Below are 26,255 nucleotides of genomic sequence, written 5' to 3'. Positions count from 1 at the left end.
TATTATTTACTTAAAGTTTCTTCAATTCCTGCAAGTGAACCCTCAAAAAGAACTACACTTCCTGCGTTAAGTATTGTGTAAGTACTTAATTCTGAGGTAGTTACAACACTTGAAGCCTTTAAATTGCGTGAGGACAAATATACATTATTATTTGTATCTCCCAACACAAACAAAGATTTTTTGCTCTCTAACCCTAAAGCTTTCAAAACGTTAATGAAATTTTTAGTGCTTGGCGCTTCGAATTCGAAGTTTTCAACTACCACTAAATTTGATTCCTGAGCTTTGATAGAAAGAGCCGATTTCCTTGCAAGACGCTTAAGACCTTTGTTCAGTTTAAAAGAGTAGCTCCTTGGCCTAGGACCAAAAACGGTACCACCACCTTTAAACAATGGGTTCTTAACGCTACCAGCACGAGCTGTACCGGTACCTTTTTGCTTTTTAATTTTGCGTGTACTACCAGTTACTTCGTTACGCTCTTTTGCTTTGTGCGTACCTTGCCTTTGGTTAGCCAGGTATTGTTTTACATCCAGGTACACTGCATGCTTGTTTGGCTCAATTGCGAATACTGAATCAGAAAGGGTTACCGTCCTGCCAGTTTCTTTTCCGTTGATATCTAAAACTTTTACTTCCATTACTTGTGAAGGATTACATAAGAGTTTTTGTGTCCTGGTATAGCACCTTTAACCACAATAAGGTTTTTGTCGGCTACAACCTTTAAAACTCTAAGGTTTTGTACTGTTACATTTTCTCCTCCGGTCCTTCCGGCCATGCGCATACCTTTAAATACCCTTGATGGATAAGATGATGCACCTACCGAACCCGGCGCTCTAAGACGGTTATGCTGACCGTGTGTAGACTGGCCAACACCACCAAATCCGTGGCGTTTTACAACACCCTGGAAACCTTTACCTTTAGAAACACCTTGTACATCTACAAATTCACCTTCAGTGAAAAGATCTACAGTAACAGTGTCACCTAAATTAAACGATTGTTCAAACCCTTGGAACTCAACGACTTTTTTCTTCGCAACTGTACCCGCTTTTTTAAAGTGGCCAGCCTCCGATTTAACAGTGTGTTTTTCTGTTTTGTCATCGAAACCAAGTTGAACAGCTTCATACCCGTCAACCTCATTGGTTCTGACTTGGGTAACAACGCATGGTCCAGCTTCGATTACTGTGCACGGAATGTTTTTTCCGTTTTCATCGAAAATACTGGTCATGCCGATTTTTTTACCAATTAACCCAGACATAGATTATTATTATTAATTATTAAAACCCTTCAATTTGAAGTAACAGAATACTCCAAACAGGGGTGCAAAAGTAATTATTAAATTGAGAAAATCAAACAGTTACAAAAAAATAAATGAAAAATATTTCATTTACAGCAATTAAGGGTTGCCGCAGCCATTTAAAAACGACATTTTATCAGCAAAATGGCGCTAACTTTTTTGTAACAATAAAAATAGAATCATACCAGATTCACAACAGGAACCACAAAGTTAAGCACTTTGCATAAACAAAGCCCATACACTCACCACAAACACCTAATTCTGCATGCCCTCTACCCTTACCGGTTTTGGCTCCAGCTTGTGCGCATACAGTACTATAGCAGGCGCCACAAGAAAACTTTTATGTGGCGTGGTAAAAAACAGGTGAGCATAATCGTAATTATACATCCTGTTAATATTTATAAAAAAATCGGTCAGCGGATGCTCGCCATTAACTTTCTTTTTCCCACCGTCACTCATCTTGGCATAGTAATTAGTTTGGTTAGACATCTGGAATTTCAACCTTGTCATTTCATCCTTTTCAGGCGTAACCTCGTTACCGTTTTCATCATAATATCCAATAAGCTGAATCCATACAAACATTTTCTTTGTTGCAGGCAGGTTAAAATCTATTGGTAATGTCACCTCTATCTTATTCTTGTCCTTCGGGTTCAGGTAGAGCGTATCGGTAGCATAAATCACCTCACCCGGCTCAACACGATAAAAGGCTTCGTTTTCCACAACTTCGTCAACCTGTATAAAGTTTACTTTATAAGCAGTACGCACCTTAACCTTTTCTACATAAAAGGCCAACTTATCCAAAACATAGTTTTGAGATGTACCGTTTAAGAAAACAAGCCCCTGAATCAGCTCTTTGCTGATTGCCGCCGAACGTCTTTTTACAAAACGATTACTTTCACCCAGCAGTATTTCTTTTTTATCTTCTGAACCTATAACAAGCTCATCAAGGTAAAAAGTCTTTTTGGTTAAAAACGTTATAGAATCGATATCCTTTTTTGCCTTGCCGAGGGTTTCATAATCCACCCTGGAAAACGCTATGGAATCAAACACCACATCAGGTTTTATCGTGGTTGGCTTATCCGATAACGTTACTCCTTTATACACCTCCTTTTTATTATTATAGAGTGCATAGTTTACATCCTCTACAAGTTCGTACGTATCTTTATCAACGGTAACAAACATCTGACTGAAGGCAGGGACATTTACAAGAAACAGGAAAAGGGATATTACAACAGGTTTTATAGTCAACATTGGTTTTGGTTTTATGCACTGAAGGCTATATTACAAAAAATTATGATGACAGCACACACAACACAACCACTTATTTAAACCACAAAACAAAAAAACCCGGCCATAAGACCGGGTTTTGTATATAAGGTGAAATTATCACACTTTGATTTCAACTTCTACACCACTAGGAAGCTCCAGTTTCATTAGAGCATCGATAGTTTTAGAAGAAGAACTGTAAATATCAAGAAGCCTCTTGTAAGAGCTAACTTCAAACTGCTCCCTTGATTTTTTGTTTACGTGCGGAGAACGTAGTACAGTGAAAATCTTTTTGTTTGTAGGAAGCGGAATAGGGCCAGTTACAACTGCACCTGTGCTTTTTACAGTTTTAACGATCTTTTCAGCAGACTTGTCTACAAGGCTGTGATCGTATGATTTTAATTTTATTCTGATCTTTTGACTCATTTTCTTAAAAATTAAGCGTTGCCTTTAGCTTTTTTGATTACATCGTCAGCGATGTTTGAAGGTGTTTCTGCATAGTGAGAGAACTCCATTGTAGAAGTTGCACGACCAGAAGAAAGCGTCCTTAGCGTAGTAACGTAACCAAACATTTCTGAAAGTGGCACGCTAGCTTTAACTACTTTAGAACCTGCCCTGTCATCCATGTTGTTGATTTGACCGCGACGACGGTTAAGGTCACCTACGATATCACCCATGTTTTCTTCAGGAGTAAGTACTTCAAGTTTCATGATAGGCTCAAGGATAACAGCACCGGCAGCTTTAGCAGCCTCTTTGTAACCCATTTTAGCAGCAAGTTCAAAAGAAAGGGCATCCGAGTCAACCGGGTGGAATGAACCGTCGATAAGTGTAACTTTCATACTGTCCATTTCATAACCGGCAAGAGGACCTTGCTTCATAGCTTCTTTGAAACCTTTCTCGATAGCTGGGATAAATTCCCTTGGGATGTTACCACCCTTAACTTCGTTAACGAACTGAAGTCCCATTGGCACTTTACCGTCAACTTCGTCAGCTGGCTCAAGACGGAATACGATATCACCGAATTTACCACGACCACCTGATTGTTTCTTGTATGTTTCCCTGTGGTTAGCAGCACGTGTAATAGCTTCTTTGTACTCTACCTGAGGCTCACCCTGGTTAACCTCTACCTTAAACTCACGCTTAAGACGGTCTACAAGGATGTCAAGGTGAAGCTCACCCATACCAGAGATAATAGTTTGTCCTGAAGCATGGTCTGTCCTTACAGTAAACGTAGGGTCTTCTTCTGCAAGTTTTGCAAGAGCCATACCCATTTTATCTACGTCGGCCTTAGTTTTAGGCTCAACAGCGATACCGATTACCGGATCAGGGAAGTTCATACTTTCAAGGATGATAGGGTTCTTCTCATCACAAAGTGTATCACCTGTTTTGATATCTTTAAAACCTACAGCAGCTCCAATATCACCAGCCTCGATGTACTCGATTGGGTTTTGTTTGTTAGCGTGCATCTGGTAGATACGAGAGATACGCTCTTTGCTTTCGCTACGTGTGTTGTACACATAAGAACCAGCATCAAGACGACCAGAGTAAGCCCTGAAGAATGCAAGACGACCTACATAAGGGTCAGTTGCAATTTTAAATGCAAGAGCCGAGAATGGCTCAGCAGCAGATGGCTTACGAGAGATAGCCTCTCCAGTATCTGGGTTAGTACCATCGATAGCTTCTTTATCAAGAGGCGAAGGAAGGAACTTACATACAGCATCAAGCATGAACTGTACACCTTTATTTTTGAAAGATGAACCACAAAGCATAGGAATGATAGCCATATCTATAGTAGCTTTCCTTAGTGCTTCGTTGATTTCGTCTTCAGTGATAGAGTCTTCATCCTCCATGAATTTCTCAAGAAGGTTTTCATCATATGCAGCTACCTCTTCGATAAGCTGAGACCTGTACTGGTGTACTTCCTCTTTCATATCATCCGGGATAGGCACAATGTCAAAAGTAGCACCCTGAGTTTCGTCATGCCATACAATAGCCTGGTTCCTGATAAGGTCTACCACACCTTTGAAGTCTTGCTCCTCACCGATTGGAAGAACCAATGGCACAGCGTTAGACTTAAGCATGTCTTTCACCTGCTGACATACAGCAAGGAAGTTAGAACCCTGACGGTCCATTTTATTAACGAAGCCCATACGAGGCACTTTGTAGTTGTCTGCAAGCCTCCAGTTAGTTTCAGACTGTGGTTCTACACCGTCTACCGCACTGAAAAGGAATACAAGACCATCAAGAACCCTTAGTGAACGGTTTACCTCTACGGTAAAGTCAACGTGACCCGGGGTATCAATGATGTTAAAGTGGTAACCTTGAGTCTCAGGAAGTGATTTACCTTGTTCTGTAGGAAAGTTCCAAGTACAAGTTGTAGCAGCAGAAGTAATGGTAATACCCCTTTCCTGCTCCTGAGCCATCCAGTCCATGGTAGCAGCACCATCGTGAACCTCACCAATTTTGTGAGATTTACCAGTATAGAAAAGAATACGTTCTGTAGTCGTAGTCTTACCGGCGTCGATGTGAGCAGCGATACCAATATTACGCGTGAATTTTAAGTCTCTTGCCATTTTAAATGATCTTTATGCTGTGTTGTTATTAAAATTTAAAGTGAGAGAACGCCTTGTTAGCCTCAGCCATTTTGTGAGTATCCATTCTCTTTTTAACAGCAGCACCTTCTTCCCTTGCAGCAGCAAGAACTTCATTAGCTAGCCTTTGAGCCATAGATTTCTCATTTCTCCTCCTTGCATAAAGTATAAGCCATTTCATGGCCATAGATATTTTTCTGTCCGGACGGATCTGCATTGGTATCTGGAATGTAGCACCACCTACCCTACGGCTACGTACTTCTACGTGAGGCATAACGTTAGTTAGAGCATCTTTCCAAGTTTCAAGGGCAGATTTTTCCGCATCTTGCTTTTTGTTTTCTATAATTTCAATAGCATCATAGAACACTTTAAAAGCTGTAGATTTCTTACCGTCCCACATTAGGTTGTTAACGAAACGTGTTACTAACTGGTCGTTAAATTTAGGATCCGGTAAAAGTGGTCTTTTTTTAGCCTGTCTTTTTCTCATGTCTTTTGTTTAAAAGCTTTAATGATTACTTTTTCTTACCTTTTGCCGGAGCTGCTGGCGCTTGTCCTGGCTTAGGACGCTTCGCTCCGTATTTAGACCTGCGTTGCGTTCTTCCTGCAACACCAGCCGTATCTAAAGCACCACGAACAATGTGATACCTTACACCAGGTAAGTCTTTTACCCTTCCGCCCCTAACTAATACTATCGAGTGCTCTTGTAGGTTGTGTCCTTCACCTGGGATGTAAGCGTTCACTTCATTACCATTTGTTAAACGTACCCTGGCAACTTTACGCATTGCCGAGTTTGGTTTCTTAGGTGTTGTAGTGTAAACACGTGTACAAACGCCCCTGCGTTGTGGACATGAATCCAAAGCAGCCGATTTACTCTTCTTAGTTATCTGGGTTCTACCAGTTCTTACTAATTGTTGAATTGTTGGCATAATTAATACTAAAAATTTCTAATTCTTTAAAAACCCGATTTTTTCGGGCATGCAAAGGTAGAAATTATAATCAATAAAACAAATCCTAATCTATTAATTTTCAAATGCCTTATCAATAGCATAACACCCGTATATTTTTCCGTAAATATTTGCGTTATTTTTACAGCACAGAAAACCGCGCGTTGAAAAAATCACTCCTTATATATATACTACTGTTTTTTTGCCTGAAATCGGCAGCACAAAACCTGTACCTGAAAGCCGAAGGGCACACGCCCAAGGAAACCAAAGTACTCGACTCTATAGGCTACCAGAAAAAACACCAAAATGCAAAAAGTATAAATGAGGAAGCAAACAGGCTTTCGGCAAAGTTATATCAAATAGGATATTTTGAAAACCAAATCGACACTTATATAAAAACTAACGATTCTACTTTTGTATTTCAATACCGCACAGGAAACCGCATTCAAAATATTAAGATATATACCGGCAGGCTTTCGGCTAAAGAAAAACTACTCCTTAATATAGATAAAGACACCTTATATATAAACCCAGCCGAAACCGAAGCTTTTATGCAGCGCAGCCTCACCCTGCTGGAACAGCAAGGCTACCCGCTAAGCAACCTGCAACTTTCAGACTACACTAAAAAAGGCAGCATACTTACCGCAAGCCTTAACCTGGCCATAGAGAAAAGACGCACCGTAGGCAATATAATTATAGAAGGCTACCCAAAATTTCCGGAAGGGGTGCGCCGCAACATACTGCGCCAATACAAAAAAAAGGTGTTTAACAAAAACAACCTGCAAAGGGTATACAATGATTTTAGCAGCCTGAGGTTTGTAACCCTGCCCCGCTACCCCGAAATTTTGTTTAAACAAGACACTACTAATATATATGTGTATGCCGAAAAAGCCCGCCCGAATACTTTTGACGGATTTATAGGCTTTAGTAACGACGAGGAAAGCAAACTTAAACTAAACGGCTACCTGGACCTAAACCTTATAAACACCCTTAACAGGGGCGAGCGTTTTAACCTGTACTGGAAAAACAATGGCGATAAACAAACCACCTTTAACACCAGCCTGGAACTACCCTATCTTTTTAAAAGCCCGGTAGGCGCCAAGGCAAGCCTGAAGATTTTTAAACAGGACAGTACATTTCAAAATACGGTAAGCGAACTGAACCTGGGATATTATTTTAACTATAACTCGAAGGTATATCTGGGCTACCAGCAAACACAGTCTACAAACACCCAATCAACAAGCAGTGCCACACTTAGCGATTATAACAGTAAATTTTACACCGGTACTTACGACCTTACACTATACAACCCGCAAGACCTGATGTTTACACAACGGGGTGCACTGTACATCCATGCAGGCACCGGTAAACGCAACAGCGAAGCAGGAAACAGCAGCCAGTATTTTACAGAGCTGAACGCTTTTTACAATTTTTACCTCAGTAAAAGCAATGTTATAAACCTGAAGTCCCAAAATTATTATCTCAATAGCCGGAATTATATTACAAATGAGTTACAGCGCTTTGGGGGGATAAACTCAATACGCGGATTTAACGAAAATACCCTGCAGGCCAATATGTATTCATTACTCATGGCAGAGTACCGTTATGTAGCCGCACAAAACCTATACGTGCATACAATTACAGATTACGGATACTACCAAGACCAGACAACCGACACAAAAAACCGCCTTTTAGGCCTTGGATTTGGCATGGGGCTGTTTACAAATAACGGATTATTTAACATTGTATATGCAAATGGCAGCGTAAACTCACAAAACATAAAACTCTCAAACTCAATAGTCCACATCAGCTTCAAAACCAGTTTTTAACATTTTATTTGCATTTTAATTACGAAGTCAGCGCATTTAATCCAAAAATTATCATAAAAAACTTGTACTCGTTAACTTTATTTTATTACTTTGAAGTTGACTAACTCAATTTATTCACTAAATGAAAACGAGACTTCATGTTTTATTGACACTGCTCTGCGTGTTAATGATGCAAATTTCATTTGCACAGGAAAGAACAGTTTCCGGAACTGTTACAGACGACACGGGTTTTCCAATCCCAGGGGTAAATGTGACTATTAAAGGCACAACAACAAGTACCCAGACGGATTTTGACGGAAAATACCAAATTTCCGCTTCGCCGGACCAAACATTAGTATTTACGTACGTGGGTATGGCTACCCGTGAGGTTAAGGCCACTTCGGCTTCCCTCAATGTAAAGATGGCCAGCCAGGCCACCGAGCTTGAGGGCGTGGTGGTTACCGCAGTAGGTATTAAGCGTGAAAAAGCATCGATAGGTGCTGCCACAACCACCTTAAAATCGGACCAGATTGTAAAAGGTGAACAATCAAACATTTCGGATGCGCTTAAAGGTAAAGTAGCGGGGGTTGTAATATCTGCTTCTTCTACAGACCCGGGTGCATCACAAAGCGTGATGATCAGGGGTATTAAATCGCTAAATTCATCAAACCAGCCACTGTACATTATAGACGGTATACCGGTAGGTAACCCGGCTAACTATTCTTCAAGCCTTAGTAATGCGTATGACTTCGGTAACGGAGCAAACGACATTAACCCGCAGGATATAGAAAGCATGACTGTACTAAAAGGTGCATCGGCTACTGTACTGTACGGTTCAAGGGCTGCTAACGGCGCTATTATTATTACCACCAAAAAAGGAAAACAAGGTAAACTATCTGTAGATTTTACCACCACAACTTCATTCTCTCAAATCAACAGGACACCAAAGTACCAGTCGGAATTCGGACAAGGATGGGACGGTACCCACTACCTGATTGAGAATGGTTCTTGGGGTCCGCGTTTTGACAACCAGCCTCGCGTTTGGGGCCACGTGGTAAACAACAGCCAGCTGCTTAAGCCTTACTCTTTCCAGAAAGACCAGCTTGAGAACTTCTTTACTACAGGTACTTCTAAGATAAATTCGCTTTCAATATCTGGAGGACATGGCGACAGTACTGTACGCCTATCAATGTCTAACACTGCGCAGGATGGTATTTATCCTACAGATAATGACTCTTACGAAAGGAACAACCTTACGCTATCGGGCTCTACAAAAGTGAACAACTTCAGCATGAGCGGAAGCTTTAACTATGTAAACAGCAGCAACAAAGGAGTAGCAACAGGACAAGGTGTTACAGTATACAACAACCTAATGCAGATTCCTAATGATATTCCTATCAGTGAATTTGCTGATTATATGGGTGAGTTCCATAACGTAAGTAATTACTATACTCCTTACGGTATAACCAACCCGTATTATACACTTAATGAAAACGGAGGAAGGAACAAGAAAGAAAGGTTCTTTGGCAGCACTGAGTTTAACTACCAGGCTACAAAATGGCTTTCGTTTACGTACCGTTTAGGTCTTGACAGCTCTTCAGATGTTTCAAGATTATGGACTGCTAAAATAGACGCTTTGCCGGGTAGTCCTAACGACGGTACTACTACCGAAGGCCCTGGTAGCTATGCTGAGCAGTTTTACAACTACAAACAGGTAAACCACGATTTACTTGCTAACTTCAACTTTGATCTTACAGAGAAATTTAACCTTCTTTCATCAGTAGGTTTTAATACTAACGACGAAAGGACTACAACTCACTCAGCATCTGTAACTTCTCAGGATCTTCCTGGTTTCTATTCTCTTACGAATACATCAGAAATACCTGCGGTATCTACTTACAACACCCAAAGGAAAATATATGCAGTATACGGTACAGCAACTGCATCGTATGACGACCAGCTATTCTTAACAGTTAACGCCCGTAACGACTGGTACTCTACGCTACCCGCTTCAAACAGGTCGCAACTTTACGCCGGTACCAATGCCAGCTGGGTATTCAGCAGGACATTCCCGGGTATAGAAAGTGTTATTAACTACGGTAAGCTACGCGTAGGTTACGGTACAGCAGGTAATGACACAAGGCCGTATCTTGCTAACAGTGTTTACTCACCTATGTCTGTAGATACAGGCTTCGGGCTACTAAACTACCCTATAAACGGTGTTAACGCATACACTGTAGGAAACAGGATGCCAAACCCTAACCTGAAACCGGAAATCCGTTCGGAAATTGAGGTAGGTACAGAGCTTTCGCTATTTGACAGTTTTGTAACCATTGATGCTACGTACTACGACTCTAAAAACAAGAACCAGATTCTTGGACTTGAAGTTGCACCTTCTACAGGTTATACAAACCAGCAGGCAAACGTGGGTACACTACGCACCAAAGGTTTTGAAGGCTTGATTACCTTTAACTGGGCTAAAAACCCTGATGGTTTTGGCTGGAGCACCAGTGTAAACTACACAAAAAGTGAAACCGTACTTGAAGAGCTTGACTCAAGGATAGAAAACGTATCTCTTGGTGGTCTAAGCACTTATCAATTCCTTGCTATAGAAGGACAACCGGTAGGTATCTACAAAGGCTCTGTAGCCGAAAGGGATCCAAGCGGTAACATAGTAGTAGACGCTAACGGTATTCCTATTGCTTCTTCTACACAGGAAATTTATGGTGATTCTCAGTATGACTATACTATGGGTATTACTAACAGCATTAGCTACAAAGGTTTATCTCTTGATTTTACATTTGATATCCGCCAGGGTGGCCTTATGTACTCAAGGACAGCTGACATTACAAGGTTTACAGGTAACTCTATAACTACAATGTACAACGACCGCCAGCCGTTTATTGTACCAAACTCTGTGGTACTTAATGATGACGGAAGTTACTCACCAAACACTACTCCTGTAACCAGCGAATATATGGACGACTACTACAGGGCAGATGCTATGGCACGCTACAATGTAATAGACAAATCGTTTATAAAACTGCGTGAGGTGGTATTAACTTATAAATTACCTTCAAAACTACTTGAAAGGACGTTTATAAACAACCTATCAATTTCTGTAATAGGCCGCAACCTGTTCCTTTGGACTCCTGCCAGCAACCAATATATTGACCCTGAGGTTTCTACTTTTGGTAACGACCTATCGGGCCAGTTTGGTGAATTCAGTGCTAACCCTTCAACCAGAAACCTTGGTTTTAGCCTGAAAGCTAACTTCTAATTATAAAGGACTATGAAAAATCTTAATAAAATATTTATAGTATTGCTGTTAGGCATTTTTGTATCGTGCGACGAAAAACTCGACATCAATACAGACCCTAACTACCCGGGCGAAATAAACGCAGGGCTTGCACTTACTTCTGCCGAAGCTACACTTGTTTCTGTAACCGGTGCCGAGCTTACTAACTACGGCGGCTTCCTGGCCCAGTACCACACACAGGCACCTTCGGCCAGCCAGTATGAAAACATTGACTCATACAACGTAAACATAACCTATGCCAATGCGCTATGGACACAATTGTATGCCGGTACTCTTACCGATTTGCAATATGTAACCACGCAGTCTGAAGCAGCAGGCGATACAGGTTCTGCACTAATTGCGGAGGCACTTAGGGCATATACCTTTCAGCTACTGGTAGACCTTTTTGGTGATGTTCCTTATAGCGAAGCATTACAAGGTAACTCGGGCAATATTACACCTGTAGCAGATTCTGGTGCAGATATATATGCAGACCTGATTGAGAAACTTGATGCTGCCGTAGCTGCTTATGAAGCTAACCCTACCGAAGCTGAAGTAGGTGCTCAGGACATCATTTACAGTGCTGATATTGATTCATGGATTCAGTTTATCAATACACTAAAACTGAAAATGTACCTGCGTATGGCGTATACATCTCAGGCAAATGCTACAGCTGTAAATGCGCTATTGACTGAAGGCAACTTTATTACAGCAGATGCTAAGTTTGATAATTTTGTATCATCTACAAATAAAACAAACCCATTCTACGGTTCGTACCTGTCTAATGCAGGCGATGGCCTTGGAGACGTTAACCACGTAGCAAGTAACTCGCTTCATGATTTCTACACTGAAAATGGCGACCCTCGTTTACAAGCAGTATTCCGTGCAAGCCTTACCGGTACTTATGCATCAATACCACAAGGAACAGGTAATACGTATAACAATACAGCTACGGCTTATGCCCGCCCTAATATAGGCGACACTACACCGGTGTTCTTAATTTCATTGGCAGAAAGCGATTTCCTTCAGGCAGAGGCTCTTATACGCTATTCAGGCGGTACAGGTGCTAAAGAAAAGTACGATGCAGGTGTAGCAGCTTCATTTGCTACTTACCAAACATACTTTGGCCTTGACGGTACTGCTTCTGCTACTGATTTTACCGGAGCAGGTGGTGCTTATGAGTATGTAGCTTCATCTGATGTAGAAACTGCTGTAAGGCAGGTTATCATCCAGAAATGGGCTGCACTACCGTATGTAAATACTATTGAAGCCTTTATAGAATCTACACGTACTAAATTCCCTGAAGTGGTAGAAGCCGGTACCCAGGATTATTCTATAGGAAACCGTATCCCTTCAGATATTTCAGTACTTACTGGTGTAAATGTACCAAGCATACTGTACTACCCTGCAGACGAAGTAAACCGCAACCCTAATATTACCCAGCATACAGCGCTTACGCAAAACGTATGGTGGGACCAAAAACCTGAATAAAAAATAGCTATATGAAAAATATATTTAAACTTAGCATTTTAGGATTAGGGTTAGCATTAACCCTTGCATCCTGCAGCCCTGAAGACCCGATAGGCAGTAAAGTGACTTATTATCCGCTTATTACTGTAAACGGTGACGATTTTATGTCGGTTGAAGAAGGGGGCACTTTTAACGACCCTGGAGCGGTAGCTACCATAGGTGATGAAGAGGTACCTGTAACAACCACATACGAAGGACGTTTTAGGGGACAAACATATAACAGCACCCTGGGTACATCTGTAGCCGACCTTTATACAGCGAGCTATGCCGCTACAAACGAGGATGGCTTTGACGGTGTAGCTACACGTACTATATATGTAGGAAACACCGGCGACCTTGTAACAAGCATTGAAGGCCTTTACAGGTCTACTGTAACACGTAATGGTGCCCTAACAGCCCAATACACAGATATGGAATATGTACTGATATGGAAGAATTCTGACGGTACTTACGAAATATCGGATGCATTTGGCGGGTATTACGACCTTGGCCGTGCTTATGGCGTAGGTTACATTACTCCTGGTGGTGTTATTGTAGCAAATGATATACCTACTAACAACTTTAGTTTCCCGGGTACCCAATACAACAGTGGATTTGGCGCCCCGTCTGAAATTACTGCTATGACTGTAGATCCGGCTACTAATAGTATAGACCTTACTGTTGTATGGACTACCACTACAACCTACACGTTCCAGATCCACTTAGACCAGGTTCAACTGTAAAGCGTAACACAAATGAAAAAGATACAAGCAAATATTAAATATATAGCACTGGTACTGCTTACAGGAATGTTAGCAGTAGCGTGTAACGACGACGGGTATGCCGATGCTGAAAACGGCAGCACCCCTACCGAAGCCATGAACGGCGAATGGTGGATAGATATTAGTGATGCAGCCACCGGCGATCTTTATGTACAGCATGCCATGCACCGTACCTATGACGACAACAATGGTGGTATGTGGATAAGCGACCGCTCTGGTAGCAGCTTTACCGGTTGGTGGCTGGAGTCTGTGGTTAATGTAGACACTAAAAACCTTACGTTTAGTGCCACAGATGCTTATAACGCAGCAGACGAATCGGCGGTAACCATTACCGAAGGTAAAATCATAAAAAACGGTGGGCACTCGGCTACCGGCGTGGTTGTAGACAGTATTTACTTTAAGGGAGTATTTAACTACGACCCTGAAACTGTACTTATTTTTGCCGGAACTAAACGTACCGGATTCGAGGAAGACGAATATTAGCAGTTTAGGATTATGTGAATTAAGAACCACCCTGTTTTCGGGGTGGTTTTTTTATACCTTTGCCACATGGAAAAAGAATACCAGATATTTGGCATACGCGCTATCATTGAAGCCGTAAATGCAGGAAAAGAAATAGACAAGGTTTTTATACAGAAAGACGCACAGGGCGACCTGATGCGCGAGCTGCTAAAAGTACTGAAACAAAACAGTATTAATTTCACCTATGTTCCGGTAGAAAAGCTGAACCGCCTTACCCATAACAACCACCAGGGTGCTGTGGCCAGCATATCGCCGGTAAAGTTCCACGATATGGAAACCCTTGTAGAAACCGTGCTGGAAAGCGGCAAAACACCCCTATTCCTTATACTGGACCAGCTGAGTGATGCCCGAAACTTTGGTGCAATTATACGTACTGCCGAATGTACGGGTGTAGATGGTATTATTGTGCAAAAGCAAGGATCGGCTCCTGTAAACGGCGATACGGTAAAAACATCGGCAGGTGCCGTGTTTAATGTGCCTATTTGTAAGGTAGAGCATATAAAAGATGCTATTTTCCACCTGCAGGGGTCTGGCATTAAAACCATAGCCGCTACTGAGAAAACAGAAAACACCATATACGATGTATCGTTTAGCGAGCCCGTAGCCATTATTATGGGCAGCGAAGACCGTGGTATTAACCCATCGGTACTGAAAATTGTAGATGACAAAGCCAAACTGCCTATGTACGGCACCATATCATCACTAAACGTATCAGTGGCCTGCGGGGCATTCCTGTATGAAGCGGTAAGGCAGAGAATTGGATCGTTAGAAGGTTAGATTATTAGAATTTCAGATTGGGCTTTTGCTCAGTTTCAAATAAATTAAACCACATAAACACATAGTCCCGGTACGGATTCTTATGTATTTATGTGGTTTTTTATTTATACCGCATCATTGCCTGCTTTATACACATATACAATTTGCACTGGTGTCGGCGGTGGCGATAGTATCTCGGCATCTATCACCTCTATATCCTCCGGTTTTGGTGGGTTATGGAAAACGCCGTTTTCATCAAAGCGTTTCATAAAACGGTCGGCATTCGGGTCGAAACCCGGTTTTTGCCAGTCGTATACTATTTGTTGCTGCTTGTATTCGGGCGTTTCGTACAGGCGCGAGAAAATCATCCCCGCCAAAAATCCGCCCAGGTGACCCTCCCAACTTATATCATTATCTACCCCCGGAAAAACGTACCATACCATACCGCCATACAGCAGCACTATGGTAAGCGATACTGCCACAAGGCGGTAATAACCCGTTTGTATCCCTTTAAAAAACATAAAGCTCACTAACGCATAAATGAGCCCGCTGGCTCCTATGTGGTAGCTGTACCCCCGCCCTATCAGCCAGGTTACAAAACCCGAAACCAATACGCCATACACTATAACCCGTAAGGCATACCTCCTGTAAAAATACCGCAGTGCCGCTATGAGCAAGAAAAGCGGTATGCTGTTGTTGTATATATGTTGAAGGCTGCCGTGCAAAAACGGACTGAATATAATACCGCGCAATCCCCTTAAGGTACGGGGCATAATACCGTACTGGCCAAGGTATAGGTGGTATTTTGTTTCGGCCCAGTAGCAAATCCAAATGGAGAGCACGGCAACAAGAGGCCATAATACCACCGAGGGCGAAAAACGGAAAGGGTCGTTATCCTGTTTCATAGGCTTAGGATAACTCAAAAAAGCAACCAAACTTTTTTTCCTGTTAAAATGGCAGTTAGTCCTTTACAACACGCAACTCCATTTTATAACATATATGCCGCACTACTTCCCAGCGGGGATTATCGCCCCGGATATACAAACACGAAAAATGATCTTTAGAGGAAAGCCTCCTGTGTAATGCAGGCACCGCTGAAATAGTGCCAAATCTAGCCTGTATAAACTGGGTCTTGTATATTCCTTCCTCCCATTCGGGTATAACAAATGCTACAAAAATACCTTCGGGCGGCATTGCAATGTTTAGTTTAGAGATATCAATTTCTGCCCAATAATCCCCATTTGGATTAGTCACTACTATATCTTCTTTTAGCAAAGGCTTACCCGGCAATTTAGTTTTTGTATCGTATTGATAAAGATTTGCTTTAAACGGCAGGAAATTTAGCCCCTTAACACCACCCAGGGTTTTAACGGCAAACCGCAAAGTAGTTATTGTCCCGTCTTTTTCCCACGGAATATACGTAGCCACCCTGTCGCCCCACGAAAAATTTATGCTATGTCCTACCATGGTATCTTTATCGGTGCGGGAATCCACAAATACCTCATCCAGCATATAATCATGCTTCTTCACAAAATATACTTGTTGCACTGCCAGCGAATCCTTCGGGATAACTCGTTTTTCAAAAGCTATGTGTTTTACAATTGCTGTACTGTAATTACCGGAAAGGTCGATTTTTACATTACCATTATAATTAGTGGTTCCCACAAAAATCGAATCGGTATACACATCGGCGTCCATTACAGGCTTACCGGTTTCTTTTTCAATGAAACGAAACAACTTAGGTTGAGCGAAGGCATTAACGGCAATCAAAAAGGCAAGGAGTAAAAACTTATTCATGAAATGGCGATTGATATAGTACCAAAACGCCCCTACAGCCGGTATAGTATTTAGCATTTTTAAAAGGTACAATTTGGCGCTAAATGAGTAATTTTACGCTATGGAAGCACCCTTGGCAGAACGCATACGCCCGCAACATTTATCAGAATACATAAGCCAGCTGCACCTGGTGGGGCCAAACGGCTCCCTTACCCAGCAGATAGCCCGCGGCATAATACCATCATTAATACTATGGGGGCCTCCCGGCACAGGCAAGACCACCCTGGCGCAGATAATGGCACAGGAAAGCAACCGCCCGTTTTATGTACTGAGTGCCATAAACAGCGGCGTTAAAGACGTGCGTGAGGTAATAGATAAAGCCAAACAAAGCGGCGGTATGTTTACTACCAAAAACCCTATTTTGTTTATAGACGAGATTCACCGTTTTAGCAAGTCGCAACAGGATTCGCTGCTGGCGGCGGTAGAACGCGGATGGGTAACGCTTATAGGTGCCACTACCGAAAACCCCAGCTTTGAGGTGATTCCCGCATTACTTTCGCGCTGCCAGGTATACGTGCTGAACCCTTTTACGCGCGAAGACCTGGAAGCCCTGCTGCACCGCGCCATGGAAGTAGACACCTACCTGAAAGCTAAAAATATTGACTTAAAGGAAACCGAAGCCCTGCTGCGCCTTAGCGGTGGCGACGGCCGCAAGCTGCTGAATATTTTTGAACTGGTAATTAATGCCAGCGAAGGCGATACTATAGAAATAACTAACGAGCGTGTAATGCAACTGGTGCAAAAAAATACGGTTTTGTATGACAAAACCGGAGAGCAGCACTATGACATTATTTCCGCTTTTATAAAAAGTATGCGCGGCAGCGACCCTAATGGTGCCGTATATTGGCTGGCCCGCATGATTGAAGGCGGCGAAGACCTGAAGTTTATAGCCCGCCGTATGCTTATACTGGCCAGTGAGGATATAGGTAACGCCAACCCTACTGCGCTGATTATGGCTAACAACACCTTTCAGGCGGTGAGTGCCATAGGCTACCCCGAATCGCGCATTATACTAAGCCAGTGCGCGGTGTACCTGGCTAATTCACCTAAGAGTAATGCTACGTATATGGCTATAGGAAACGCCCAGAGCGTGGTAAAACAAACCGGCGACCTGCCCGTGCCGCTGCACCTGCGCAATGCCCCTACCAAGCTGATGAAGGAACTGGGCTATGGCGATGAGTACAAATATGCCCACGACTACGACAACAACTTTGCCGACCAGGAGTTTTTACCCGATGCTATAAGCGGTACTGCTTTCTACGAACCCGGTGCCAACAGCCGCGAAAATGCCGACCGTGAAGCCCTGAGGAAACGCTGGAAGGGGAAATATGGGTATTAAAAAGTTACTGAGCCGCTGAGCTACTGAGCTTCTTAGCTTGGACATCACTAATAAAGAAAATGCTTCATCTTAATTTTAGATGAAGCATTTTTTATTTGATTTAATTCTCTAATCTTTTAAAAGCTAAGTGGCTCAGTGGCTTAGTAGCTCAGCGGCTTAGTAGCTTAAAATTTTATATCTAGCTTTTCGCTTACAAGCTTGTCGTTTTGGTAGTATTCAAAGAACCACTCGTTACCTTTTTTAAACACCACACCGTTTTTAGTTTCGCCTACAGCGGTGTACGAATCAGGCTGCGATGTTTTGTACATTTTCAGCACTACTTTTGGTGTACTGTCTACCAGTTGGTACCCGTTTGCAATAGGTTGTGCAAACAACGTATTTTGGTTTACTACCTGTTGTGGTACCGCTGCCGGCGCAGCAGGTGCAGCAGGAGTTTGAGGTACAGCAACAGCCTGCCCATGTCCTGCAAAATATTGCGCAGCAGCAGCGTCGCCTACATAGCTATAGTTTAGCTTACTCAGTGTTTGGGCAGCTTCACGGGTAGCCTGGAAGTAGGCTTTATCAAAATCCTTTAGTTTACTGCTTCCTTCATCCGACTTAAAAATAACTTTACCAAAACAGTCTTTTACCAGCACACTCACTTTAGTGGTAAGCATACCGCTGTTGTTTTCAAGGTCACCATACAACGCACGACAACGGTTAAGGGCAATGTCAGCAGGCATCTGCTCATCTGAAAACAGCACTGTAAAGCCGTATTTTTCAAAAGCCAGCTTGGTAATCTGGTTCAGGTTGTACTTGTTTTCTTCCTTAAAAAATTCGAATTTCTTAGGAAGGATAACATATTTATAGTTGTTGACTATTTCGCTTTGGGCAAAGGTAATGCCACTGAAAAGCAATGCGATATATAGCGCAATCTTTTTCATTTATAAGAGGTTTTTAAGTTCGAGAAGATGATTTACCTGCGGAATTGTAACGGGAGCTTCGGCACGGTGTTCGTTAAAGAAAATGGCATCTATACCACAGTCTATAGCGCCCTGTACATCGGCTTCTATACAGTCGCCTATCATTACGCTGTGGTGCTTTTCGGCGCGTGCAGCGGCAAGGGCGTATTCAAAAATAGCAGGGTGCGGCTTTTTGCAGCCGGCATTTTCACTGTTGGTCACCGTTTCAAAATACCCTTCTAGGCCACTGTTTTTCAGCTTGCCTTCCTGCACGGTATGAAAACCGTTAGTAATAATATGCAGGCTGTAGCGTGGCTTCAGGTATTCCAGTATTTCTATGGCGCCGTCGTACAGGTGATTGTTCAGCGGCAGGTTTGCCACATATTGTTCTGACAGCGTTCCGATGAGCGCATCGCTCACCTCGTAGTTCAGGGCGTCAAATACATCCTTCAGGCGGCCGTAGCGCAACTGTTGTTGTGTAATAAGCCCATCGCGGTACAACTTCCAGTAACCGGCATTTATGGGTACGTGCAGTGCCACGAATTGTTCTACGTTTACCGCTACGTTATTTTCGGCAAGTATGTTTTCAAAAGCTAAAGCCGAGTTCTTCTCGAAATCCCACAAGGTATGGTCGAGGTCAAAAAAGATGGCTTTCTTGTTGTGTAATTTCATATTATTTTACCACTTCGGCATTTTCAATGTGGTAAATCCAGTCGTCTACATCGCTGTCGTTATAGCGGAACGTGCCTTTCAGGGTAAGGTATTCGTCGGTTTTAAAACGCTGTCCCGGGTTTTTCAGCTTAATGCCCATAATGGTTTCCGGTCCTGCCTGCCCACAAAAGAAACACGCCTTAAACATGTTCTTGCTTATGGCATAGCTTTTATTATCTATAGGAATTACAAAGCCCGTCATTACCACCTGTTTGCCTTGTTTGGCTTTTAGTGTAGTGTTTATTACCGGGTACATTACCCCTTCCGGATAATCTTTACTCGGTTTTTTCAGGTATTTTATCTGCCCTAAAAGCTTCCAGCTCAGGGTATCGGCATAAGCAAAAGTAGATTCGCCCTTTACCGAAACTTTTACCGGTGCCGGGTTTGAAGAAGGCAGGCCTACCGAAGTAAGTACCACGCCCGATAGTGCCGCAAGGGCTATAATGAGTGTTTTACGCATTTGCAAGTGTTTTTGAAATATTCAATCCATACGCTTTTACCGCAGGTATTACGGCTGCCAGGATGCCTACAAAGATAGTAAGCAACAGCAAATATCCTTCCTTATCCCATACAAACTGGTACGGGTTAAATGCCATTTTAAATTCGGACTCGCTGGAACCCGAAATAAGCATTAATCCTATGCGCCCAACAATAGTGCCAAAGATGTAACCGGTAATGCACAGCAGCAAACTTTCTATAAGCACCAGCAGCAACAGTTGCATACGGCTTGCACCATTAACGCGCAGCAGGGCAAATTCGTATTTACGTTCCTTCAATGTATTATAAAGCGCAATGAATATGCTGATACCCGAAATAAGCATGATACCGTAAGCCAGGTATTGCAGTGCCTGTAGCCCAATGCCGAACAGGGTAAACAGCCTGTTTATTTCTACTCCCGGTGCAGCGGCCTGCATCTTGGTGTTCATGGCTACCATATTTGGCCATATTACAAACGCCTTAGGCCCACGGAACTTAATGAGTGCCGCGGTTATTTCGTGGCCTTCACCCTCATGATCTTCATCATGGTGGTCTTCCTGCATGTAGTCTACAGGCTCATGGGCTTCGTGTTCATGGTCGTCTTCATCGGCATCATCGTGGTGTGCCTCCCCTTCATGGTGGGCATGGCCGTCGTGCATGCCCCATACGGTAGGTATGGTACACAGTATAAGGTTGTCTACCACTTTTCCGGTAGGTGCAGCTATGCCGGTAACTATATAAGCATGCTCTTTGTGCACCTCGCCTTCGGCAGCATCGCCATGAGCGCCAAAAAACTTGTCGCCTACTTCAAGGTTCATTTTTTGGGCAATATCGCTCCCTACTACCACCTGGTAGTCTTTAGTAAACACAGCACCCTTTTGAAGCTTGGCACCATAATGCGTAAGGTATTGTGGCGTGGTGCCCACTATGCGGTAGCCCTTGTAATTATCGCCAAAAGCCAGCGGAATGGCTTCCTTCACCATAGGGTTGTGCATCCACATTTTGGCCTCATCATAGTTGATATTCCCGGTAGGAGAATCTACCTGGTATACCGCCGAAAGAATGAGCTGCAACGGGCTGCCCTGCGCTCCAAGCACCATATCGATGCCGTCTATATTATCGTTAAATTTCTTTTCAAACTGTTCCTGCAATAATATCAGCAGGGTAATAATGGCTACGCTTGCTGTAAGCAGTACAATGCTCAGGGTAGTATTTAGTGGCTTATTCCAAATGTTTTTCCAGGCTATTTTAGTAATCATGGCTACAGTGCTATCTGGTTAGTAAAACGGTCTTTCAGCCTTTGGTCGTGCGTAACGATAACCAGTGCGGTGCCATACTGCTTAGCCAGTCCCGAAAGCATATCGGCCACTATAAAGGCATTTTCATCGTCCAGGCTGCTGGTAGGCTCATCGGCAAGTAACAGCTGTGGGCTGTTTACCAATGCACGGGCTATGGACACACGCTGCTGCTGGCCTATACTAAGCTGCGACGGCAGTTTGTGCAAATGGTCGGCCAACCCAAGTTGGGTAAGCAACTCCGTGGCCTTATCGGTAGCTTTTTTGCCGTTGCCCAGCCACGATGCCAGTATTACGTTATCCAGCACCGAAAGCGCCGCCACAAAGTACGCCTGCTGCAATACTATGCCTATATGCTGCCCCCGGAAATGGTCGAGCTTTTTATCGGAAAGGGTTTCTATATCAGTGCCGCCTATGGTTACCTGCCCCTGTTGCGGGCGCAGCAATCCACCCAGCAGGTGCAGCAGTGTGGTTTTCCCCTTACCCGAACCGCCTGTAATCAGCAGGGTTTCGCCTGCCTGCGCCACAATATCGGGAAAGGAAAAATTAGTGCCCTTCCCGTAGGAAAAGCGTATATTTTGGGTCGAAATCATGTACTTATTTAATAAGCATGCAAGATACGCAAAGCGTAATTATTATAAAAGTAATTTTATGGCCGTAACCAGTACAGAAACACCTGCAACATTATCGGTTTAGCACTGCCATATTACAGACGCTAAAATTCCGCTAAGGTTGCAGGTGTACCAAAAATTTAACAGCAGGCTCTAAGAAGCTGCCGCCTGGTTTTTCATATCAAAAATAAAGATATGATAAGGATCGCCGTTTTGCAGCGTTTCATCAGCAAAATCGCTCAGGTACAGTTCGTCTTGCAGCAAGGCGCTAAGGCAGCGGTTGTATATGGCATCGCGGCTCTTAAAGTCGGCCCGGCTAAGATCAAGGCGAATTTCTATCAGTGTTTTGTATGCCGTACCCCTGCTGCTGTAGCCCGGGTAAGTATGGTAGTTTTCGGTAAGGTTAAAGTCTACAAGTTCCAGCTTACGCCCCTGCATTTTATCCATTACCTGACGTTGTACCTCACGCATTCGCATTCTGGGGTCGGCTGGTATTGTAAGGCAGTCCTTGCAATAGAATGTCATGGTGTAATTGTCCATCTTAAATGCAATTTTATGTAAAATTAAGCCTTATGATCCATTAAACCATGTGGATTAACAAAGTGCTAATACAATATGAGGTTTTTTTGCACAACTTTATCACTTACCAGCCCTGATTTTTAGATTTTTTAAACAAAATGTGCTTCGTTTTTCATAGGTATTCGTTTTGGCTACAACGACATTCATTTTGGCTACAGCCAAAAAAGCTTCCGTTTACGAACTTTGTAGTGTTCAATCATAAAAACTAAAAAAATGAGCATTAAAAAAGTAAACTTAGGCAGCCAGGGACTTGTAGTACCTGCTGTAGGACTGGGATGTATGGGCATGACCACCATGGGCGGCCGAGAAATCTACGGTACCGCTAACGATGCCGAAGCCATAGCTACCATTCACCGTTCGTTTGAACTGGGCGGCAACTTCCTGGATACGGCAGACCTGTATGGACCGCACCTTAACGAGCGCCTTATTTCTAAAGCCATAACCGGCAACCGCGACCAGTATACTATTGCTACCAAATTTGCCTGGGAAATAGACGATAACGAGCAGCTAACGTGGCGCATAAACGGCAAAAAAGACTACGTAAAGAAGTCGGCTGAACGCTCGCTTAAAAACCTGGGTACGGATTATATAGACCTGTATTATATGCACCGCCTTGACCCCGAAACACCTATAGAGGAAACCGTAGGTGCTATGGCAGACCTGGTTAAGGAAGGAAAAGTGCGCTATATAGGCCTTAGCGAAGTAGCTTCGGAAACCATTCGCCGGGCGCATGCCGTACACCCTATTACGGCGTTGCAAAGCGAATACTCTTTATTTGAGCGCAACGTGGAAGAACAGGGAATATTAGAAACGTTAAAAGAACTGGGTATAGGCTTTGTACCGTACTCGCCGCTGGGCAGAGGGTTTATTTCGGGTGAAATAAAAAGCCCGGATGACTTTCCTGAAAATGACTTCCGCAGGGGGATACCTAAATTTCAGGGTGAGCAGTTTTATAAGAATATGGACCTGTTAGCCGCCATAAACCAGCTTGCCGAGCAGAAAGGCATTACGCCATCGCAGCTTGCCATAGCGTGGGCGGTAAACAAAGGCTTTGTGCCAATACCCGGAACCAAGCGCGTGAAGTATGCCGAACAAAACCTTGCAGCAGGTAGCGTTGTGCTAAGTTCAGACGAAATGGACAAACTGGAAAGCATTATACCGCTGGGTACCGAAACCGGAAACCGCTATGACGACTGGGGAATGTCGTTAGTAAATCTTTAATTTCAAACCATAAAAAAGGGCTACCTTTACCGTAGCCCTTTCGTTATTTACCATGAAAAAGTTTAGCAACCCCATAATTGTAGATACCATAAGCGAACTGCATCGCCGTAACAACCTGCCAGAGCCAGAGCATCCGTTAGTGAGCTTTGTACGGTTTGAAGACGTACTGCATTCGCCTGCTAATTTTGAAAGAGGGCTTATCATGAATTTTTATATGATAGCCATTAAAAAAGATGTAAAAGGTAAAATACGCTACGGACAAAACTACTATGATTTTGATGAAGGCGTAATGTCGTTCATTGCACCGGGACAACTGTGTTATGAAGAGGTGGAATACCGCATTCCTAAAGGGTATATGCTGCTGTTTCACCCTGATTTTTTAATGGGTACTCCCCTGGCCCGAAAAATAAAAAACTACGAGTTTTTTTCGTATGCCATTAACGAAGCCTTGTACCTGAGCAAAAAGGAAGAAACCCTGGTAGAGGGCATTATGGAGAACATAGCCCAGGAGTACCACAATAACATAGACCGTTTTACGCACGACCTGATACTATCGCACATAGAGTTGCTGCTTAACTATTCCGATCGTTTTTACAACCGCCAGTTCATTACCCGTAAACAAGCTAATAACGAACTGCTTACCCGCATGGAAGCCTGGCTGGAAGATTATTTTGCTAAAGACGAAATCACAGGGCTGCCCGCCGTAAAAGACCTTGCCGCCCACCTAAACGTATCGGCCGGTTACCTGAGCAGTATGCTGCGTGCCCACACAGGCCAAAATGCCCAGCAGCACATACACGGAAAACTTATAGAAAAAGCCAAAGAAATACTAAGCACCACTCCCCTAACCGTAAGCGAAATAGCTTATCAACTGGGGTTTGAGCATCCGCAATCGTTCAGTAAACTTTTTAAAAGCAAAACTGATATAAGCCCGCTGGAATACAGGAAATTGTTTAATTAGATGTGGATGTGTGGATGTGTCAATCTGTCAATTTGTACAAATATACCGGACACAACCTTAAGCATCAAATTAACAAATCCACAAATAAACAAATTAACTTTAAAGAATCCCCTCATCGGCAAAGCTTAAATAGCTGTGTTCTGTAACAATAACATGGTCTAACACTTTAATATCCAGAGTTACACCCGCACTTTGAAGCTGGCGCGTTATCTGCTTATCGGGCACACTGGCCTGCAGCGCCCCGCTTGGGTGATTGTGTACTAAAATTATAGCTACCGCATTGTGTTCCAGTGCCGTTTTGTAAACCAGGCGTGCGTCTACTACGGTACCGGTAAGGCCTCCCTTGCTCAGCTGGGTCTTGTAAATCACCTTGTTAGAATTGTTTAGGTACAGCACCCAAAATTCCTCATGGGGCAGCTCCCCTATTATGGGCTGCATAATATTAAACACTGATTTACTGCCGGTTACCTTATCCAGTTCGCGCACATCTTCGTCGCGACGGCGGCGACCCAGTTCCATGGCGGCGGCTATGGTTACGGCCTTTGCTTCCCCTATCCCCTTAAACTGCATAAGCTGTTTTATGGTGAGTTTTCCCATGGCATTCAGGTTGTTACCTACTGATTTTAAGATGCGCTTGCTCAGTTCTACCGCGCTTTCGTTACGGCTACCCGAACCTATAAGTATGGCTATGAGTTCGGCATCGCTAAGTGCTGCCTGCCCTTTAAGCATCAGCTTTTCTCGGGGCTTATCGTCTTCTGCCCAGTACTTTATAGAAAAGGATGATTGGTTGTCTTCCATGAAACTCAGGGTTGGTTATTTTACGAAGATACATTTTTTTTAGCATTGTTAAAATACTATCCTTCCTACCCCGGCGTTAGTTATAAAAACCACACCATGAAGCATTTAATTACTCTACTGCTATTAATAAGCTGCAGCCAAACACCGGATAAACAAAAGGATTTCTACGCAAAACTATCGGATGCCGCCATAAGCATTATTAACCCCGATGTGGAGTACATTGCTGACTATACAAAAATAGCCTACCCAAACGGCGATGTCCCTAAAAATCAAGGCGTTTGCACTGACGTGGTTATTCGCACGTACCGAAAACTGGGCATCGACCTGCAAAAAGAAGTGCATACCGATATGGCTGCCAACTTTGCTAAATACCCGAAAACGTGGGGACTAAAGGCTACCGATACCAATATAGACCACCGCCGGGTGCCTAACCTGGAAGTGTTCTTTTCTCGCAAAGGCACAAGCCTGCCTACAACTACTAAACCAGCTGATTACAAACCCGGCGATATAGTAACCTGGAGACTGGCAAACGGCAGGCCGCACATAGGCATTGTGGTAGACAAAAAAGGCGACGAAGGCAGGTACAAAATGGTGTACAATATTGGCTACGGTCAGGTGATGGAAGACTGCCTTTTCAGTTATACCATAAACGGTCATTACCGATACAAAAAATAGTGTTGAAAAGTTTTTTCGGGCGCAATTTGGAACAGCTTTACAAAGCG

26 protein-coding genes are annotated in these 26,255 nt (G+C 43.3%); 10 read left to right on the top strand and 16 right to left on the bottom strand.

Translation table 11 applies throughout. The features are described from left to right. Positions 1 to 2 precede the first annotated feature (2 nt). From rplD to rpsL, 7 genes are all read right to left on the bottom strand, one after another. On the bottom strand, positions 3 to 632 hold the full coding sequence (gene rplD, locus ACLI1A_RS15340; RefSeq protein WP_411409561.1) for a 50S ribosomal protein L4: 630 nt from the start codon (positions 630 to 632) through the stop codon (positions 3 to 5). Further along, positions 632 to 1,249, bottom strand: coding sequence for a 50S ribosomal protein L3 (rplC, locus tag ACLI1A_RS15335; protein WP_411409560.1), 618 nt, complete (start codon positions 1,247 to 1,249; stop codon positions 632 to 634). Before rplC ends, rplD begins: the two co-directional genes overlap by 1 nt. 294 nt (positions 1,250 to 1,543) lie before the next feature. After that, entirely contained in the window at positions 1,544 to 2,539 is a 996-nt protein-coding gene (locus tag ACLI1A_RS15330; protein WP_411409559.1) for a hypothetical protein, read from the bottom strand. A gap of 135 nt (positions 2,540 to 2,674) precedes the next feature. Further along, on the bottom strand, positions 2,675 to 2,980 hold the full coding sequence (rpsJ, locus tag ACLI1A_RS15325; protein ID WP_114676975.1) for a 30S ribosomal protein S10: 306 nt from the start codon (positions 2,978 to 2,980) through the stop codon (positions 2,675 to 2,677). Positions 2,981 to 2,991: 11 nt separating this feature from the next. After that, complete coding sequence (fusA, locus tag ACLI1A_RS15320) at positions 2,992 to 5,127, bottom strand: elongation factor G (protein WP_411409558.1); 2,136 nt, start codon at positions 5,125 to 5,127, stop codon at positions 2,992 to 2,994. Positions 5,128 to 5,155: 28 nt separating this feature from the next. After that, positions 5,156 to 5,632, bottom strand: a complete 477-nt coding sequence (rpsG, locus tag ACLI1A_RS15315; RefSeq protein WP_411409557.1) for a 30S ribosomal protein S7 — start codon at positions 5,630 to 5,632, stop codon at positions 5,156 to 5,158. A 25-nt stretch (positions 5,633 to 5,657) separates the two neighbouring features. Further along, the gene (gene rpsL / locus ACLI1A_RS15310) at positions 5,658 to 6,071 is read right to left on the bottom strand and encodes a 30S ribosomal protein S12 (protein ID WP_411409556.1); all 414 of its coding nucleotides are present in this window, start codon (positions 6,069 to 6,071) and stop codon (positions 5,658 to 5,660) included. 182 nt (positions 6,072 to 6,253) lie between these two features. Here rpsL and ACLI1A_RS15305 point away from each other — a divergent pair, with 182 nt between their 5' ends. From ACLI1A_RS15305 to rlmB, 6 genes are all read left to right on the top strand, one after another. Continuing rightward, the gene (locus ACLI1A_RS15305) at positions 6,254 to 7,918 is read left to right on the top strand and encodes a hypothetical protein (protein ID WP_411409555.1); all 1,665 of its coding nucleotides are present in this window, start codon (positions 6,254 to 6,256) and stop codon (positions 7,916 to 7,918) included. 166 nt (positions 7,919 to 8,084) lie between these two features. Further along, a complete protein-coding gene (locus ACLI1A_RS15300) occupies positions 8,085 to 11,177 on the top strand; it encodes a SusC/RagA family TonB-linked outer membrane protein (protein ID WP_411409554.1) in 3,093 nt (1,030 codons plus the stop codon). 12 nt (positions 11,178 to 11,189) lie between these two features. Beyond that, positions 11,190 to 12,686 (top strand): SusD/RagB family nutrient-binding outer membrane lipoprotein, encoded by a 1,497-nt coding sequence (locus ACLI1A_RS15295; protein WP_411409553.1) that lies wholly within the window; start codon positions 11,190 to 11,192, stop codon positions 12,684 to 12,686. Positions 12,687 to 12,697: 11 nt separating this feature from the next. Next, entirely contained in the window at positions 12,698 to 13,447 is a 750-nt protein-coding gene (locus ACLI1A_RS15290; protein ID WP_411409552.1) for a BT_2262 family domain-containing protein, read from the top strand. 12 nt (positions 13,448 to 13,459) lie between these two features. Further along, positions 13,460 to 13,969 (top strand): lipid-binding protein, encoded by a 510-nt coding sequence (locus ACLI1A_RS15285; RefSeq protein WP_411409551.1) that lies wholly within the window; start codon positions 13,460 to 13,462, stop codon positions 13,967 to 13,969. Between the two features lie 66 nt (positions 13,970 to 14,035). Then, entirely contained in the window at positions 14,036 to 14,785 is a 750-nt protein-coding gene (gene rlmB, locus ACLI1A_RS15280; RefSeq protein WP_411409550.1) for a 23S rRNA (guanosine(2251)-2'-O)-methyltransferase RlmB, read from the top strand. 104 nt (positions 14,786 to 14,889) lie between these two features. Here the strand turns inward: rlmB and ACLI1A_RS15275 are convergent, their stop codons facing one another. Beyond that, positions 14,890 to 15,669 (bottom strand): rhomboid family intramembrane serine protease, encoded by a 780-nt coding sequence (locus ACLI1A_RS15275; RefSeq protein WP_411409549.1) that lies wholly within the window; start codon positions 15,667 to 15,669, stop codon positions 14,890 to 14,892. Between the two features lie 55 nt (positions 15,670 to 15,724). Then, positions 15,725 to 16,561, bottom strand: a complete 837-nt coding sequence (locus tag ACLI1A_RS15270) for a hypothetical protein (protein WP_411409548.1) — start codon at positions 16,559 to 16,561, stop codon at positions 15,725 to 15,727. 100 nt (positions 16,562 to 16,661) lie between these two features. Here ACLI1A_RS15270 and ACLI1A_RS15265 point away from each other — a divergent pair, with 100 nt between their 5' ends. Next, positions 16,662 to 17,939 (top strand): replication-associated recombination protein A, encoded by a 1,278-nt coding sequence (locus ACLI1A_RS15265; protein ID WP_411409547.1) that lies wholly within the window; start codon positions 16,662 to 16,664, stop codon positions 17,937 to 17,939. Between the two features lie 164 nt (positions 17,940 to 18,103). Here the strand turns inward: ACLI1A_RS15265 and ACLI1A_RS15260 are convergent, their stop codons facing one another. The 6 genes from ACLI1A_RS15260 to ACLI1A_RS15235 form a co-directional block, all read right to left on the bottom strand. Next, a complete protein-coding gene (locus ACLI1A_RS15260) occupies positions 18,104 to 18,862 on the bottom strand; it encodes a hypothetical protein (protein ID WP_411409546.1) in 759 nt (252 codons plus the stop codon). Beyond that, the gene (locus ACLI1A_RS15255; protein ID WP_411409545.1) at positions 18,863 to 19,552 is read right to left on the bottom strand and encodes a YjjG family noncanonical pyrimidine nucleotidase; all 690 of its coding nucleotides are present in this window, start codon (positions 19,550 to 19,552) and stop codon (positions 18,863 to 18,865) included. Between the two features lies 1 nt (position 19,553). Beyond that, positions 19,554 to 20,051 carry a hypothetical protein gene (locus tag ACLI1A_RS15250; protein ID WP_411409544.1) on the bottom strand — a complete coding sequence of 166 codons (498 nt, stop codon included), beginning with the start codon at positions 20,049 to 20,051 and terminating at the stop codon, positions 19,554 to 19,556. Beyond that, positions 20,044 to 21,327 (bottom strand): ABC transporter permease, encoded by a 1,284-nt coding sequence (locus ACLI1A_RS15245; RefSeq protein WP_411409543.1) that lies wholly within the window; start codon positions 21,325 to 21,327, stop codon positions 20,044 to 20,046. Before ACLI1A_RS15245 ends, ACLI1A_RS15250 begins: the two co-directional genes overlap by 8 nt. 2 nt (positions 21,328 to 21,329) lie before the next feature. Continuing rightward, positions 21,330 to 21,956 carry an ABC transporter ATP-binding protein gene (locus tag ACLI1A_RS15240; RefSeq protein WP_411409542.1) on the bottom strand — a complete coding sequence of 209 codons (627 nt, stop codon included), beginning with the start codon at positions 21,954 to 21,956 and terminating at the stop codon, positions 21,330 to 21,332. Between the two features lie 171 nt (positions 21,957 to 22,127). After that, positions 22,128 to 22,514, bottom strand: a complete 387-nt coding sequence (locus tag ACLI1A_RS15235) for a hypothetical protein (RefSeq protein ID WP_411409541.1) — start codon at positions 22,512 to 22,514, stop codon at positions 22,128 to 22,130. A 252-nt stretch (positions 22,515 to 22,766) separates the two neighbouring features. On the opposite strand from ACLI1A_RS15235, the gene ACLI1A_RS15230 reads away from it, so the two are divergent. Both ACLI1A_RS15230 and ACLI1A_RS15225 read left to right on the top strand, forming a co-directional pair. Next, complete coding sequence (locus ACLI1A_RS15230) at positions 22,767 to 23,774, top strand: aldo/keto reductase (RefSeq protein ID WP_411409540.1); 1,008 nt, start codon at positions 22,767 to 22,769, stop codon at positions 23,772 to 23,774. A gap of 52 nt (positions 23,775 to 23,826) precedes the next feature. After that, positions 23,827 to 24,735, top strand: coding sequence for a helix-turn-helix domain-containing protein (locus tag ACLI1A_RS15225; protein ID WP_411409539.1), 909 nt, complete (start codon positions 23,827 to 23,829; stop codon positions 24,733 to 24,735). A 99-nt stretch (positions 24,736 to 24,834) separates the two neighbouring features. On the opposite strand, the gene radC is transcribed toward ACLI1A_RS15225, so the two are convergent. Further along, complete coding sequence (radC, locus tag ACLI1A_RS15220) at positions 24,835 to 25,533, bottom strand: RadC family protein (protein WP_411409538.1); 699 nt, start codon at positions 25,531 to 25,533, stop codon at positions 24,835 to 24,837. 96 nt (positions 25,534 to 25,629) lie between these two features. Here radC and ACLI1A_RS15215 point away from each other — a divergent pair, with 96 nt between their 5' ends. Next, complete coding sequence (locus ACLI1A_RS15215) at positions 25,630 to 26,208, top strand: DUF1287 domain-containing protein (protein WP_411409537.1); 579 nt, start codon at positions 25,630 to 25,632, stop codon at positions 26,206 to 26,208. The last annotated feature ends 47 nt before the right edge of the window (positions 26,209 to 26,255 follow it).

Source organism: Flavobacterium sp. RHBU_3 (assembly GCF_046613565.1).
GTDB lineage: Bacteria > Bacteroidota > Bacteroidia > Flavobacteriales > Flavobacteriaceae > Flavobacterium.
This window is presented reverse-complemented; position numbering and strand designations above follow the sequence as displayed.

Coding starts and splice junctions, on each gene's coding strand:
- ACLI1A_RS15240 (WP_411409542.1), bottom strand. CDS start 21,956: ATGATTTCGACCCAAAATATACGCTTTTCCTACGGGAAGGGCACTAAT.
- ACLI1A_RS15275 (WP_411409549.1), bottom strand. CDS start 15,669: ATGAAACAGGATAACGACCCTTTCCGTTTTTCGCCCTCGGTGGTATTA.
- rpsJ (WP_114676975.1), bottom strand. CDS start 2,980: ATGAGTCAAAAGATCAGAATAAAATTAAAATCATACGATCACAGCCTT.
- ACLI1A_RS15285 (WP_411409551.1), top strand. CDS start 13,460: ATGAAAAAGATACAAGCAAATATTAAATATATAGCACTGGTACTGCTT.
- ACLI1A_RS15235 (WP_411409541.1), bottom strand. CDS start 22,514: ATGGACAATTACACCATGACATTCTATTGCAAGGACTGCCTTACAATA.
- ACLI1A_RS15225 (WP_411409539.1), top strand. CDS start 23,827: ATGAAAAAGTTTAGCAACCCCATAATTGTAGATACCATAAGCGAACTG.
- ACLI1A_RS15245 (WP_411409543.1), bottom strand. CDS start 21,327: ATGATTACTAAAATAGCCTGGAAAAACATTTGGAATAAGCCACTAAAT.
- ACLI1A_RS15300 (WP_411409554.1), top strand. CDS start 8,085: ATGATGCAAATTTCATTTGCACAGGAAAGAACAGTTTCCGGAACTGTT.
- radC (WP_411409538.1), bottom strand. CDS start 25,533: ATGGAAGACAACCAATCATCCTTTTCTATAAAGTACTGGGCAGAAGAC.
- rlmB (WP_411409550.1), top strand. CDS start 14,036: ATGGAAAAAGAATACCAGATATTTGGCATACGCGCTATCATTGAAGCC.
- rplD (WP_411409561.1), bottom strand. CDS start 632: ATGGAAGTAAAAGTTTTAGATATCAACGGAAAAGAAACTGGCAGGACG.
- ACLI1A_RS15230 (WP_411409540.1), top strand. CDS start 22,767: ATGAGCATTAAAAAAGTAAACTTAGGCAGCCAGGGACTTGTAGTACCT.
- ACLI1A_RS15260 (WP_411409546.1), bottom strand. CDS start 18,862: ATGAAAAAGATTGCGCTATATATCGCATTGCTTTTCAGTGGCATTACC.
- rpsL (WP_411409556.1), bottom strand. CDS start 6,071: ATGCCAACAATTCAACAATTAGTAAGAACTGGTAGAACCCAGATAACT.
- ACLI1A_RS15265 (WP_411409547.1), top strand. CDS start 16,662: ATGGAAGCACCCTTGGCAGAACGCATACGCCCGCAACATTTATCAGAA.
- ACLI1A_RS15330 (WP_411409559.1), bottom strand. CDS start 2,539: ATGTTGACTATAAAACCTGTTGTAATATCCCTTTTCCTGTTTCTTGTA.
- fusA (WP_411409558.1), bottom strand. CDS start 5,127: ATGGCAAGAGACTTAAAATTCACGCGTAATATTGGTATCGCTGCTCAC.
- rpsG (WP_411409557.1), bottom strand. CDS start 5,632: ATGAGAAAAAGACAGGCTAAAAAAAGACCACTTTTACCGGATCCTAAA.
- rplC (WP_411409560.1), bottom strand. CDS start 1,249: ATGTCTGGGTTAATTGGTAAAAAAATCGGCATGACCAGTATTTTCGAT.
- ACLI1A_RS15215 (WP_411409537.1), top strand. CDS start 25,630: ATGAAGCATTTAATTACTCTACTGCTATTAATAAGCTGCAGCCAAACA.
- ACLI1A_RS15250 (WP_411409544.1), bottom strand. CDS start 20,051: ATGCGTAAAACACTCATTATAGCCCTTGCGGCACTATCGGGCGTGGTA.
- ACLI1A_RS15290 (WP_411409552.1), top strand. CDS start 12,698: ATGAAAAATATATTTAAACTTAGCATTTTAGGATTAGGGTTAGCATTA.
- ACLI1A_RS15270 (WP_411409548.1), bottom strand. CDS start 16,561: ATGAATAAGTTTTTACTCCTTGCCTTTTTGATTGCCGTTAATGCCTTC.
- ACLI1A_RS15295 (WP_411409553.1), top strand. CDS start 11,190: ATGAAAAATCTTAATAAAATATTTATAGTATTGCTGTTAGGCATTTTT.
- ACLI1A_RS15255 (WP_411409545.1), bottom strand. CDS start 19,552: ATGAAATTACACAACAAGAAAGCCATCTTTTTTGACCTCGACCATACC.